The sequence below is a fragment of the Caballeronia sordidicola genome (genome assembly GCF_002220365.1).
GTDB lineage: Bacteria > Pseudomonadota > Gammaproteobacteria > Burkholderiales > Burkholderiaceae > Caballeronia > Caballeronia sordidicola_C.
Window position 1 is genome coordinate 44,439 of the sequence record NZ_MTHB01000036.1, and the last position, 13,093, is coordinate 57,531.

General features: G+C 61.4%; 10 protein-coding genes and 2 riboswitches. Of the genes, 8 read left to right on the plus strand and 2 right to left on the minus strand.

Annotation, left to right across the window (positions count from 1 at the left end):
* Window positions 1-155 precede the first annotated feature (155 nt).
* Window positions 156-1,061, plus strand: a complete 906-nt coding sequence (locus tag BSU04_RS05935) for a c-type cytochrome (protein WP_089159730.1) — start codon at window positions 156-158, stop codon at window positions 1,059-1,061.
* 81 nt (window positions 1,062-1,142) lie between these two features.
* Here BSU04_RS05935 and BSU04_RS05940 read toward each other — a convergent pair whose 3' ends face one another.
* Window positions 1,143-3,248, minus strand: coding sequence for a UvrD-helicase domain-containing protein (locus tag BSU04_RS05940; protein WP_089159731.1), 2,106 nt, complete (start codon window positions 3,246-3,248; stop codon window positions 1,143-1,145).
* A gap of 274 nt (window positions 3,249-3,522) precedes the next feature.
* Here BSU04_RS05940 and BSU04_RS05945 point away from each other — a divergent pair, with 274 nt between their 5' ends.
* Entirely contained in the window at window positions 3,523-4,566 is a 1,044-nt protein-coding gene (locus tag BSU04_RS05945) for an oxidoreductase (RefSeq protein ID WP_089159732.1), read from the plus strand.
* Between the two features lie 142 nt (window positions 4,567-4,708).
* Window positions 4,709-5,086, plus strand: coding sequence for a hypothetical protein (locus BSU04_RS05950; protein ID WP_089159733.1), 378 nt, complete (start codon window positions 4,709-4,711; stop codon window positions 5,084-5,086).
* 63 nt (window positions 5,087-5,149) lie between these two features.
* Here BSU04_RS05950 and BSU04_RS05955 read toward each other — a convergent pair whose 3' ends face one another.
* Window positions 5,150-5,749: a TetR/AcrR family transcriptional regulator gene (locus BSU04_RS05955; RefSeq protein WP_089159734.1), complete on the minus strand. Its 600-nt coding sequence runs from the start codon at window positions 5,747-5,749 to the stop codon at window positions 5,150-5,152.
* Window positions 5,750-5,865: 116 nt separating this feature from the next.
* On the opposite strand from BSU04_RS05955, the gene BSU04_RS05960 reads away from it, so the two are divergent.
* The 5 genes from BSU04_RS05960 (at window position 5,866) to BSU04_RS05980 (ending at window position 13,086) form a co-directional block, all read left to right on the plus strand.
* Window positions 5,866-6,780: an ABC transporter six-transmembrane domain-containing protein gene (locus BSU04_RS05960; protein WP_089159735.1), complete on the plus strand. Its 915-nt coding sequence runs from the start codon at window positions 5,866-5,868 to the stop codon at window positions 6,778-6,780.
* Between the two features lie 56 nt (window positions 6,781-6,836).
* Window positions 6,837-6,958: riboswitch (glycine riboswitch) on the plus strand.
* A gap of 46 nt (window positions 6,959-7,004) precedes the next feature.
* Window positions 7,005-7,139, plus strand: a riboswitch (glycine riboswitch).
* A 142-nt stretch (window positions 7,140-7,281) separates the two neighbouring features.
* The gene (gene gcvT / locus BSU04_RS05965; protein WP_089159781.1) at window positions 7,282-8,406 is read left to right on the plus strand and encodes a glycine cleavage system aminomethyltransferase GcvT; all 1,125 of its coding nucleotides are present in this window, start codon (window positions 7,282-7,284) and stop codon (window positions 8,404-8,406) included.
* A 66-nt stretch (window positions 8,407-8,472) separates the two neighbouring features.
* Entirely contained in the window at window positions 8,473-8,853 is a 381-nt protein-coding gene (gene gcvH, locus BSU04_RS05970; protein WP_089159736.1) for a glycine cleavage system protein GcvH, read from the plus strand.
* 73 nt (window positions 8,854-8,926) lie between these two features.
* Window positions 8,927-11,854, plus strand: coding sequence for an aminomethyl-transferring glycine dehydrogenase (gene gcvP / locus BSU04_RS05975; RefSeq protein ID WP_089159737.1), 2,928 nt, complete (start codon window positions 8,927-8,929; stop codon window positions 11,852-11,854).
* A 128-nt stretch (window positions 11,855-11,982) separates the two neighbouring features.
* A complete protein-coding gene (locus BSU04_RS05980) occupies window positions 11,983-13,086 on the plus strand; it encodes an alginate lyase family protein (RefSeq protein WP_089159738.1) in 1,104 nt (367 codons plus the stop codon).
* Window positions 13,087-13,093 lie beyond the last annotated feature (7 nt).

A 13,093-nucleotide genomic window follows, 5' to 3' on the forward strand; every position in this document is an offset into this window, starting at 1 on the left:
GCGCTGCGACAGGCCTTTGCGGGCGCGCCGCCACGTAAACGTTCCGTCTATAATCGACCGTGCTGGTGAAAACGATCACGAACGCCCCAGAAAGTCGTTGTTGCTGTCACGCTGTTGCTGAACCGACTCACAAATAAAAGGGAGACGAGACGAGCATGAGTGAAGCACCCCACGGAGTCCCGATCAAAACGCCTGGCCAACTCATTGCGGCAATAGTCGCCGGGTTCGCCGTTCCTATCGTCGTGATCGTCCTGCTGGCCGTCTACGTCAATAACACGACACGCACCGGCGCCGGCACCGATTCCCTCTCCGACACAGCCGTGGCCGCGCGCATCGCCCCGGTTGCGCAGGTTGACATACGCGACGCCAACGCCCCCCGCGTGTACAAAACCGGCGAAGAAGTCTTCAAGGCGGTCTGCACAACCTGTCACACGGCCGGCGTAGCGGGCGCACCCAAGTTCGGCAATGCCGGCGACTGGGCGCCCCGGATCGCGGAAGGCTACGACACCCTGCTCCACAACGCGCTCAACGGCAAAGGCGGCATGCCCGCTCGCGGCGGCACCAGCCCCGACGACTATAGCGACTTCGAAATTTCCCGGGCAGTCGTCTACATGGCTAACGACGCCGGCGCAAAATTCGCCGAACCCGCGCAACCGGCTCCAGGCGCGGCAGCGGGCGCATCGGCGGCAGCACCGGCGAGCGGAGCAGCAGCAGGCGCGGCCTCGACCGACAACGCCCAGGCCGCCGCCGCAGTCGCTGCGCTGGCGAACGTGCCGCAAGCAAGTTCAGGCGCAGCGGCCGGCACACAGAGCGCGGACGCATCGCAGGCGGGCAAGACGCTCTACACGCAGGTCTGCCAGGCCTGTCACGCGGCCGGCGTGCTCAATGCGCCGAAATATGGCGACAAGGAAGCATGGGCCCCGCGCCTCAAAGAACCGATGGACACCGTCTACAACTACGCACTGCACGGCAAGGGCCAGATGCCAGCGAAGGGCGGATCGACTGCATCCGATGCCGACGTGAAAGCCGCCGTCGATTACATGGTCGCAGCCGTCAAATAGCCGCTCTCCATCACGCGACGCAAATAAAAAACCCTGCGCAAACGCAGGGTTTTTTAATTCAGCCAAGGCCGACCAAAACAATCAAGTCGGCTTCTGCAGCAACTCTTTGAGCCGCGCCATCCGGTCCTTCGGCGACATGGGCGCTTCTTCCTCCGTTGGCGGAGGTGCGTCGTCGAGAAGCATTTCCGGGATAAACCGCGACGCCTCGCACACCACCGTCTCGCGCGCCCGCTTGCGCTTCTTGCACCAGTTCACATGAAGGCTGCGCTGCGCCCGCGTGATCGCGACGTACATCAGCCGCCGCTCTTCCTCAATCCGGCCGGTGTCGACCGGCGCGTCCGCGTCCGCATCGGGATTGCCCCGGTGCGGCATGATCCCCTCCTCCACGCCGACCAAAAACACGTGCGGATACTCAAGCCCCTTCGACGCATGCACCGTCGTCAGCCGCACGGCATCCGGGTTCTCGTCCTTGCCTTCCAGCATGGACATCAGCGCGACGGTCTGGATCAGGCCAAGCAGGTTCTTGCCTTCATCGCCGAAACCATCGGCGTTGTCATAACCCGTGGCCTCCGAATCCTCGGACGGCTCTGCCTCGGGCTTCGTGCCCTTTTTCTTCAGCCACTCGCAGAATTCAAGCACGTTCTGCCACTTCGATTGCGCCTGACGTTCGTCGTGGGCATCGTAGAGATACGCCTCGTAATGGATCGCCTCCATCATGTCGTCGAGCACCTGGGTGGCCGGATCGCGCCCCGCCCGATCGGCCAGGCGCTGCATCCATTCGCAAAACGCGCGCAACGGCTCGACCTGCCGCGCAGACAACCGCGCTTCAATGCCGCCCATGAACACGGCTTCGAACAGCGACACCTTCGCCTGCCCCGCGAACGACCCCAGCGCCTCGAGCGTGGTATTGCCAACGCCCCGCCGCGGCGTAGTGATCGCACGGATAAACGCAGGGTCGTCGTCGGGGTTCGCGATCAGCCGCAAGTACGCGACGATGTCCTTGATCTCGGCTTTGTCGAAGAATGACTGACCGCCCGACAGCACGTACGGAATCCGCTCCCGCCGCAAAACCTGTTCGAAGATCCGCGCCTGAAAATTTCCACGATACAAAATGGCGTAGTCGCGAAACGCCGCGCGTCGCTCGAACTTATGCGCCGACAACCGGAACACCACCGATTCCGCTTCGTGCTCTTCGTCGTTGCAAGCGGTCACGGTAATGGAGTCGCCCATGCCGTGTTCCGACCACAGCTTCTTCTCGAACAGCTTCGGGTTGTTCGCAATCACGTTATTGGCAGCCGTCAGGATGCGCACCGTCGACCGGTAGTTCTGCTCGAGCTTCACCACATGCAGCTTCGGAAAGTCCTTGCCCAACTGCGCAAGGTTCTCCAGCGTCGCGCCGCGCCAGCCGTAGATGGCCTGGTCGTCATCGCCCACCGCCGTGAACGCCGCGCGCGGACCGGCCAGCAGTTTCAGCAGTTCGTACTGGCAGGTGTTCGTGTCCTGATATTCGTCGATCAGCAGATAACGCAGCCGGTTCTGCCACTTCTCGCGAACCTGTTCGTTCTCCGCGAAAAGCTGCGCGGGCTTCAGGATCAGATCGTCGAAATCGAGCGCCTGATAAGCGTGCAGCGTTGCCACGTAGCTGCGAAACACAATGGCCGCCTGCATCTCGTCTTCGTTCGACGCGCTCGCCGACGCCTGGTCCGGCGACATCATGCCGTTTTTCCACAGCGAGATAATGGACTGGACCTTGCGGATCAGGCCTTTGTCGGTGGTTCCGAGCTGCTCCTGCACGAGGCCGAAACAATCGCTGGAATCCATGATCGAGAACTGCGGTTTCAGGCCGACGTGCTCGGCCTCCTGCCGCATGATCTGCACGCCGAGCGAGTGAAACGTGGAGATGGTCAACTGGTTCACCGGCACCCGGCGGCCTTCCTTGCCGGGCGTGGTGAGCGTCTTCCCCTCGAGCAGCTTTGCCGTGCGCTCGCGCATTTCGAGCGCGGCCTTGTTCGTGAAGGTCAGCGCGGCAATGTGCTTCGGCTCGAAGCCTTTGCCTTCGATCAGATGGGCAATCTTCTGGGTGATCACGCGTGTCTTGCCGCTGCCGGCGCCGGCAAGCACAAGACACGGGCCATCGAGATAGCGCACCGCTTCGGATTGCGCGGCGTTCATACCTGCTGCGGACATCGTTCGGACACTTTGAGATGCGTAAATCGGGCGGACGTTTCGGCTGCCGGAAGTACGCGGTGGTGATTGAGCAAGATGGTGAGCGAAATTGCGCCACCCCGAAGGAGGCGCAATTTCGAGAGCGCGATGTTAACACGGAAGAAACCGTCACTCGAAAGCGATGGTTCTGGCCCTTTCGCGAGTGCAGATCAAAACCCCGCGCGACGGTTCAACCTCAAACCGCCCCCTCGGCCCATGCCACAATACTGGCATCGCCAACCAACAGGATGCCCGCATGACAGCACTTCTAAAAGTAGGCCTGATGGGCTATGGCTTCGCCGGCGAAACCTTTCATGCGCCAGTAATAGAACATTGCGGCCGCGCGACGGTATCCGCCATTGCCACCGGTAAACCCGAGCGGGCGCAGGCTGATTATCCGGATGCGACGATCGTCGAAGATTTCGATGCGCTGCTCGCCCTCGATGAACTCGATTGCATCGTCATAGCCACGCCCAACGACACCCATTTCGATCTCGCCAGGAAAGCCCTGGAAGCGGGCCGGAACGTCGTGGTCGACAAGCCGGTCACCTTGTCCGGCGCTGACGCAAAAGTCCTCGCCGAACTGGCCAAAACGCGCGGACTGCTGTTCGCCCCGTTCCACAACCGTCGCTGGGATGGCGATTTCATGACGGTGCGCGCGTTGATCGAAAGCGGCCGGCTTGGGCGCGTGACGCACTACGAATCGCATTTCGATCGTTTTCGGCCGAAAGTGCCGCAACGCTGGCGCGAGGAAGCGTCGCGTGGCGGCGGCTTGTTGTTCGATCTCGGGCCGCATCTCATCGATCAGGCGCTGACGCTGTTTGGCCGGCCGCAAACCATTTTCGCCAGCGTCAAGGCGCACCGCGATCACGCGAGCGCGCCGGATTACGTTCATCTGCTGCTGGGCTACGAAGACAAGGAGATCGTGCTGCACGCCACCGCGCTGGCCGCGCTGGAACCGCCGCGCTTCGCCATTCACGGCACGCGTGGCAGCTATGTGAAAACGGGGCTGGATGTGCAGGAAGACCAGCTCAAAGCCGGTTTGCGCCCGGGGAGCCCCGGCTTCGGCCACAATCCGCCCGGCCTGCTTCGCGAAGTCGATGGCGACCACGACTTGCGCCAGGAATTCGCCACCCGCGATGGCGCGTATGCGGAGTTTTATCGAGCGCTGGCGGCGTCGGTGCTTGAGGGCAAGCCGTTCCCCGTCACGTCACAAGATGCCGTCGATGTCATGACCATCATCGACATCGCCATTCGCAGCAATGCCGAAGGACGCCGGCTGGATTTCACGCCGTTGTGATAACAAACGGCCCACGCACGACTTTCAAACACACAGCGTTACATTTCAACACCGCTCCGGCGTCAGCCGGGGTGGTGCTTGAGCCGTTCTTCCCCAGTCGTCTTATCTTAAAAACCTTACAAACCAAACGAGGAGAACTTCAATGCTGACGCTTAAAGCAGGTTTTACCCGCGCGTTGATTGGCGTGGCGCTCGCGGGTTCGCTGGCGGCCTGTGTCGTCGAGCCGCCGCGGCAAGTCAATGTGGTCCAGGAAGCGCCTGCTCGTCCCGATCCGCATATGGAAGCGGTGCATCGGATGGATCAGGTCAACGGGCGGATCAACTCGCTGTGGCACCACGTCGATCAGCGCGTGAGCCAGGGCTTCTACCCGCCGCCACAAGGCGATGCGTTCCATCATCGGCTGGATGTAGTGCGTCAGGAATCGCGTGACATGGCTTCCCAGCATGGCGGCGGTTTGTCGGGTGACGAACAGCGCACGCTGAACGGCGAGCTGGACGGTTTGCAGCGCGCAATTCAGTAAGCTTTTATGCGCCGAACGGCTGGCCTGCTCTGCGGCTGTCGTTCGGTTCAAAATTGCTCATTCTCATTGATGCCCCGCGTTGAGCCGAAACCCCAACGCCATCTCCGCCACTTCCACGACCTCCTCCAGCGCAGCTTCGCCAGCCTCGACCGAGGGCTGCAGCAGCAGATCATCGGCGTAACCCATGGCCAGCGCGAAGATCTGCCGGGCAGCACGTTGCGGCGATGCACAGCGGAACACCTTCGCCTCCACCCCCTGTTCGATAATTCCGCGAAGCAAACCTTGCCAGCGGCTGATTTCGCTTAAATAAGCCTGCGCGAGTTCTGCGTCGTGCATGGCTTCGTCCCAGGCATCCAGCCACAGTCCCCAGCCATCATCCTTGCTGGCGGGCAAGCAGTCGCGGATAAAACCGAGCAACGCTTCGACCGGCGGTTTATCGGCCAAATGCGCGCCGGCCTCTTCGAGTTGCTCGTCGGCAAACTGCACGAACGCCTCGCGGCGCAACTCGTTCCAGTCGCCGAAGTAGTGATAAATGTGACTGCGCGACAACCCCGCATGCTCGGCGAGATCGCGCGTGGACACGTCGGCGAAACCTTTCTGACGGAACAACTCAAGGGCGGCCGCAATGATCTGACCTTTGCGTTCGGGGGACGAGCGCGACATGTTCGATTCCTTTTCAAGCGTGAACGGATGAGTTGGGCTTGCATTTTGAGCGACTGCTCAATTATAATTTGAGCAGTCGCTCAAATTATAGCGATGTTCTTACCCAAGGTACGGTCATGTCATTCGTCACACCAGAAATCCGGATGGTTGGAAGCGAAAAGCTCGCTCAGCAGTCTGCCGCATCCACGCTGAAAGCCATTGCCCGGGCCTATCCGGGCAAGCTGTTCTTTACGCTGTCGCTCGTCGCGCTGGAGAACGCGCTGTTGCTCGCGTATCCGCTATTCGCCGGATTCGCCGTCGACTCGATCATCCGGGGCGACGCCCGCAGCGCGTTGTTCTACGCCGTGATCGTATTGGCGTTCTGGGCAGTCGGCGCCGCGCGCCGGGCCGTGGATACACGCACCTTCACGCGGATATACGCTGATCTGGCGGTGCCGGTGATCCTCAATCAGCGGCTGCAGAACCAAAGTACGTCGACGGCTGCGGCGCGCGTGGTGTTGGCCCGGGAGTTTGTCGATTTCTTCGAGAAACACGTGCCGACCATGGTCACGGCGCTGGTATCCATCGTTGGAGCCGTGGCGATGCTGCTGGCGATCGAGCCGTGGATCGGCGTCGCCAGCCTGGGCGGGTTGCTGCTGTGCATGGCCTTGTTGCCGCGCTTTGCACGGCGCAACCAGGGCTTGCATCAGCGTCTGAATGACCGGCTGGAGAAGGAAATCGGCCTGGTTGCGAAGGTGGGCACGGTCACCCTGAAACGGCACTATCGCGTCCTTTCCAAGCTCCGGATTCACCTCTCGAACCGTGAAGCCGCGGCGTTTCTCTTCGTCGGGTCCGTGGCGGCGGTGCTGTTTGTCATCGCCATCAGCCAGTTGGCGTTGGCGCCGGCGGTCAAGGCCGGGCATGTCTATGCCGTGATGACGTATCTCTGGACCTTTGTCAGCAGCCTCGACGAAGCGCCTTCGATGGTCGATCAATTGGCGCGCTTGCGTGACATCGGCAGGCGCGTGGATCCCGGGCTCCGGAAGGATTAAGGGTCGTCACGCCAGCCCCCGCCGTTTGACAAGCTGAATTCGGTCGCGTAAATTCGCCGCACGCGTCGGGAGAGCGCGCTGGCTTTGGTCGTTCGCATCGAGAACGGCTCAAAACAAAGCAAGCGCCGCCGAAGGGGCACACCCACAAACTCTCAGGCAAAAGGACCGGCCGCGTCGAAGTTCCGTTCATGCAGTGCGCCTTTAAACGGGCGCCGGTGGACGGAAAGTCGAACTCTGGAGAGCGGCATCGGCTGATCAGGAAGCACCAGCCAGATGCCCACCGAAGGGGCGCGCGTTGAACGTCGGATCATCGGCGAACAGCGTGCAATCTCTCAGGTACCGAGGACAGAGGGGTCATGTACCGAATCGCTACGCGGTTTGGGCTTTGCATGTTGCAACCGGATGGTTTCACGCGTCTGGCGCAGCTCAAAAAGCCGAAACCCCGAGCGGGTTCGACGCATGGCCTTTTTTTTGTTCTCGCGCACGCCAGAGGCCCGCTCCATGTCTGATCTTCAACACACGCCCTTGCACGCCACTCACCTTGCGCTCAACGCACGCATGGTCGATTTCGGCGGCTGGGACATGCCCGTCAACTACGGTTCGCAGATCGATGAACACCACGCGGTGCGCACCGACGCGGGCATGTTCGACGTGTCGCACATGCGCGTCGTCGATTTCACCGGCGACAAGGCGCGCGAGTTCTTCAAGTATGCGATCGCCAACAACGTCGACAAACTCACCGTTCCCGGCAAGGCGCTGTATTCGTGCCTGCTGAACCCGGAAGGTGGCGTGATCGATGACCTGATCGTCTATTACTTCGCCGATGACAACTATCGCGTCGTCGTGAACGCCGGCACGGCTGAAAAAGACATCGCGTGGTTCGGTCATCTGAACGCGGAAGGCGGTTTTGGACTGACCATCACACCGCGCCGCGATTTCGCGATCGTCGCCGTGCAAGGACCGAACGCACGCGAAAAAGTCTGGCAAGTGCTGCCGGAAACGCGCGACGCCACCGCAGAACTCAAACCCTTCAACGCCGTGCAATTCCCGGTCAGCTCGTTCGGCGAAGTCATGCTCGCGCGCACCGGCTACACGGGCGAAGACGGTTTCGAAATCGTGGTGCCGGCTACACAAGTGGCAGCGTTCTGGAACGCGCTGATCGCGCAAGGCGTGAAGCCTGCCGGCCTCGGCGCACGCGACACGCTGCGTCTCGAAGCCGGCATGAACCTCTACGGCCAGGACATGGACGACACGGTCTCGCCGCTCGACGCCGGCCTCGCCTGGACCGTCGATCTCACCAATCCGGATCGCGCATTCGTCGGCCGTTCCGCGCTGGAAGCGAATGGATCGAAGGCGCGCTTTGTCGGCTTGATTCTGCAGAAGGAAAACGGCCGCGCGGGTGGCGTGCTTCGTGCTCACCAAAAAGTCGTCACAGCCGACGGCGAGGGCGAAATCACGAGCGGCACTTTCTCGCCGTCGATGCAGGAATCCATTGCGTTCGCCCGGGTGCCGGCGAGCGTGAAACCGGGCGACAAAGTGCATGTCGTGATCCGCGACAAAAAACTCCCGGCAAGCGTGGTAAAACTGCCTTTCGTGCGCAACGGCAAGGTGTTGGCGGCGCTTTAAACAGCGCTCAATTCTTTGCTGACTAACTTCGCACGTCCCACCCTTCAAGACAACTGGAGCATCCGCATGAGCATCCCGGCCGACCTCAAATACACCGAATCGCACGAATGGGTGCGCACTGAATCCGACGGCACCCTGACCATCGGTATTACGGATCACGCGCAGGAAGCACTGGGCGATGTCGTGTTCATCGAACTGCCTCCTGTGGGTAAGACGGTTGCCGCTGGCGACGCCATCGCGGTGATCGAATCGGTGAAGGCAGCATCCGATATCTACGCGCCCGTGTCCGGTGAAATCGTCGGCGCGAACGATGCGCTGACAGGCACGCCGGATCAAATCAACGGCACGCCGTACGAAAGCTGGCTCTTCAAGATCAAGCCAGCCGCCGACGCAAACACGGATCGGTTGATCGATGCCGGTGCATACGGCACCTCGATCGGCGAGTAAGCAGGCGAGTAAATCTATCAACGACCGTGCGGCGCGCTTTCCATAAAAAGCCGCCGCACCTGCAGGAATTATCATGAAGCTCGAACACCCGGACCGTCTGATGAACCGCTCATCCTTGTCCCTCGCCGCGCTCGAATGCCACGATGCGTTCGCCCAACGGCACATTGGCCCGGATGCGGCCGACCAGCACGCCATGCTCGAAGCGCTCGGTTTCGCGTCGCGTGCGGCGTTCATCGACGCGGTGATTCCCGAGGCCATCCGCCGCCACGAAACGCTGCCGCTCGGCGCGTTTACGCAACCGAAAAGCGAAGCGGAAGCGTTGGCGTCGCTCAGGAAACTCGCGGATCAGAACCTGGTGTTCAGGAACTATATTGGCCAGGGTTATTACGGCACGCACACGCCCGCCGTGATCCTGCGTAACGTGCTTGAAAACCCGGCGTGGTACACGGCTTACACGCCGTATCAGCCGGAGATTTCGCAAGGCCGCCTGGAAGCATTGCTCAATTTCCAGCAGATGATCATCGACCTGACGGGTCTCGCGATTTCGAACGCATCATTGCTCGATGAAGCCACCGCTGCCGCCGAAGCCATGACGCTGCTGCAACGCGCGGGCAAACCGAAATCGAACCTGTTCTATATCGCCGACGACGTGCTGCCGCAGACCATCGAAGTCGTGCGCACGCGTGCAAAACCAGCGGGTATTGAAGTGAAAGTCGGTCCTGCCGCCGATGCCGCCACGGCCAATGCTTTCGGCGTGCTGCTGCAATACCCGGGCGCGAATGGCGACGTGCATGACTATCGCGCGTTGACTGAAGCGGTCCATGCGGCGGGTGGTTTTGTGATCGCGGCAGCCGACTTGCTCGCGCTCACGCTGCTCACGCCACCGGGCGAGTGGGGCGCGGACGTGGCTATCGGTAATACACAGCGCTTTGGCGTGCCGGTCGGTTTCGGCGGTCCGCACGCGGCGTACATGGCCGTGCGCGATGACTTCAAGCGGCAAATGCCGGGCCGTCTGGTCGGCGTGACTGTCGATGCGCAAGGCAAGCACGCATTGCGTCTGGCGCTGCAAACGCGTGAACAACATATCCGCCGCGAAAAGGCGACATCGAATGTATGCACGGCGCAGGCGTTGCTCGCCATCATGGCCAGCATGTACGCCGTGTATCACGGCCCGCAGGGCCTGAAGACCATCGCGTTGCGTGTGAATCGCGTGGCGTCGATCTTCGCCGCCGGCGTGCAAAAACTCGGCTACACGCTCGCAAACGAGACCTTCTTCGATACCGTCACCATCGTCAGCGGCGCGAATACGACGGCGCTGCATCAGGCGGCGTCCGCCGTGCACGTGAACCTGCGCCACATCGATGCAACGCACGTAGGCGTTTCCGTCGATGAAACCACCACGCGCGACGATTTGCTCAAGCTCTTCGCGTTGTTCGCCGAAGTGGTTGGCAAGACGGAGACATTCGATATTGACGCGTTGGATGCTGACGCAAAAGTCTCCCTGCCGAAAGCACTGGAACGCACGAGCGCATACCTCACGCATCCGGTGTTCAACCGTCATCACTCCGAGCATGAAATGCTGCGCTACCTGCGCAGTCTGGCGGATAAGGATCTCGCGCTCGACCGCACGATGATCCCGCTCGGTTCATGCACGATGAAGCTGAACGCTACGTCTGAAATGTTGCCGGTGACGTGGCCCGAATTCGCGCAGATTCATCCGTTCGCGCCGGCTGAGCAAACGGTGGGTTATCGCGCGATGATCGACCAGCTCGAGCAAATGCTGGTTGCGTGTACCGGTTACGCGGCTGTATCGCTGCAACCGAATGCCGGCTCGCAAGGCGAATACGCCGGCTTGCTGATCATCCACGCGTATCACGAATCGCGTGGCGAAGGGCATCGGAACATCTGCCTGATTCCATCGTCCGCACATGGCACGAACCCGGCGTCGGCGCAAATGGCCGGCATGCAGGTCGTGGTGGTTGCTTGCGATGAACAGGGCAACGTCGATATCGCCGACTTGAAGGCGAAGGCCGAAAAGCACGCTGACAAACTCGCGGCGATCATGATCACGTATCCGTCCACGCACGGCGTGTTCGAAGTGAACGTGCGCGAGATCTGCGAGATCGTGCACGCGCATGGCGCTCAGGTGTACGTCGATGGCGCGAACATGAACGCGATGGTCGGCCTCACCGCGCCGGGCCAGTTCGGCGGCGATGTCTCGCACTTGAACCTGCATAAGACTTTCTGTATTCCGCACGGCGGCGGCGGCCCGGGCGTGGGTCCGGTTGCAGTCGGCGCGCACCTCGCCAAGTTCCTGCCGAACCAGCATTCGACAGGCTACCAGCGCGATGCAGCCGGGATTGGGGCGGTATCGTCCGCACCTTATGGCTCGGCCGCCATCCTGCCGATCTCGTGGATGTACATCGCGATGATGGGCGCGCAAGGCCTCACGAATGCGACCGAAAGCGCGATCCTCGCGGCGAACTATGTGGCGAAGCGGCTCGCGCCGCATTACCCCGTGCTGTACAGCGGCGCGGGCGGCCTGGTCGCGCACGAATGCATTCTCGATCTGCGGCCGTTGAAAGAAACCAGCGGCATTTCGGTTGATGACGTCGCGAAACGCCTGATCGATTACGGTTTTCACGCGCCGACCATGAGCTTCCCGGTGCCGGGCACGCTGATGGTCGAGCCGACGGAGTCGGAATCGAAAGAGGAACTGGATCGGTTCATCGATGCAATGATCGCCATTCGCGACGAAATTCGCGCGGTGGAAGAAGGCAAATCGGATCGCGAGGACAACCCGCTGAAGAACGCGCCGCATACGGCAGCGGTCGTTGTAGCCGATGACTGGAGCCACGCCTACTCGCGTGAAACGGCGGCGTATCCGCTGACTTCGTTGATCGCGCGCAAGTACTGGCCGCCGGTCGGCCGCGCCGACAACGCTTACGGCGACCGCAACCTGTTCTGCTCGTGCATTCCGTTGTCGGAGTACGGCGAATGAGGGGCGAATAAGGGGCGAATAAGCACGCGTTTCAACTGTCCGGCTTTCCCGAGAGCCGGACAGTTTTGCCGGAGTCACGCAACACCAGATACCATCTCACCCGAACCAAGCCAATCAGGGAGTTTTGCATGGCGCGACAGGTGCGAGTGGTGAGTAAAACGTGGCGTATTCCGGCGATGATCGCGGCCCTTGCAGCAACGGCATTGACTACACAGAACGCGTTCGCCGCAATGAATTTTTGCGCTGCGCCTGCGATGCAGAACAGTGAGCGCACGAACGCCGATCCGGGTGTCAAAGCCCTGGTAAAAATGGTGCAGTCGCGGCTGAACGACCAGCCAAAAGCGCTGGCGACGCTTCATACGGAAGGCACGTTGCCGCATCAGGGCATTCGCGACGAAAGCGAAGAAGCGGAGAAGGATCTCGGATTGATGCGCGACGCGGCGCTTGCGTGGCGCGCGACCGGCAACGAAGCGTATTTGCGTCTCGTCGACCGGTTTTTATTCGCGTGGGTCACAACGTATCAGCCGAGTTTCAATCCTATCGATGAAACGAATTTCGAATCGCTGATCCTCGCCTACGACCTGACCGCGAGCGCGTTGCCGGTAAAAACGCGGAATGCGTCGAGCGCGTTCATCTCGAAGATGGTGACGGGATATGTTGCGGATATCGATAAGCAGAAACGGCCGCTGACCGGCACGTATCGAAACAACTGGCAGAGTCACCGGATCAAGTTGATTTCAATGGGCGCGTTCACTATCGATGACCGCAAGCTGATTAATGCGGCGCAGCGTCTGTACGTGGAGCATATTGGAGACAACATTGCGCCGGACGGTTCGACCGTCGATTTCGCCGAACGCGATGCGCTGCATTACGTCACGTACGACCTGCAGCCGCTGGTCACGGCCGCGCTTGCCGCGCGCCGTCACAACCGCAACTGGTTGAGCGAGCGCGCGCAGTCGGGCGCGACGCTCGCCGCCGCGCTGAACTGGCTCACGCCGTACGCGCTCGGCACGCGCACGCACGACGAATTTGTCCATTCGAGCGTGCCCTTCGACGCCACTCGCCGCGAGGCTGGCCTGCCCGGTTATTCGGGCACGTGGGATCCGAAACACGCGGCCGAGTTATTTCATCTATCGGCGCGGCTCGACGGGCGTTACGCGCCCATTGCGCTGCGCCTGGCGCCCACGCCGCCGGCTTGGCTCGCGGTTTGTTTGCCGTTGCCGGCGCGCTGATTTTTTA

What these genes read in the sequence shown, in the direction of transcription:
- BSU04_RS05980 (WP_089159738.1), top strand. Translation starts at nt 11,983, where the DNA reads ATGGCGCGACAGGTGCGAGTGGTGAGTAAAACGTGGCGTATTCCGGCG.
- gcvT (WP_089159781.1), top strand. Translation starts at nt 7,282, where the DNA reads ATGTCTGATCTTCAACACACGCCCTTGCACGCCACTCACCTTGCGCTC.
- BSU04_RS05935 (WP_089159730.1), top strand. Translation starts at nt 156, where the DNA reads ATGAGTGAAGCACCCCACGGAGTCCCGATCAAAACGCCTGGCCAACTC.
- gcvP (WP_089159737.1), top strand. Translation starts at nt 8,927, where the DNA reads ATGAAGCTCGAACACCCGGACCGTCTGATGAACCGCTCATCCTTGTCC.
- gcvH (WP_089159736.1), top strand. Translation starts at nt 8,473, where the DNA reads ATGAGCATCCCGGCCGACCTCAAATACACCGAATCGCACGAATGGGTG.
- BSU04_RS05940 (WP_089159731.1), bottom strand. Translation starts at nt 3,248, where the DNA reads ATGTCCGCAGCAGGTATGAACGCCGCGCAATCCGAAGCGGTGCGCTAT.
- BSU04_RS05960 (WP_089159735.1), top strand. Translation starts at nt 5,866, where the DNA reads ATGTCATTCGTCACACCAGAAATCCGGATGGTTGGAAGCGAAAAGCTC.
- BSU04_RS05950 (WP_089159733.1), top strand. Translation starts at nt 4,709, where the DNA reads ATGCTGACGCTTAAAGCAGGTTTTACCCGCGCGTTGATTGGCGTGGCG.
- BSU04_RS05955 (WP_089159734.1), bottom strand. Translation starts at nt 5,749, where the DNA reads ATGTCGCGCTCGTCCCCCGAACGCAAAGGTCAGATCATTGCGGCCGCC.
- BSU04_RS05945 (WP_089159732.1), top strand. Translation starts at nt 3,523, where the DNA reads ATGACAGCACTTCTAAAAGTAGGCCTGATGGGCTATGGCTTCGCCGGC.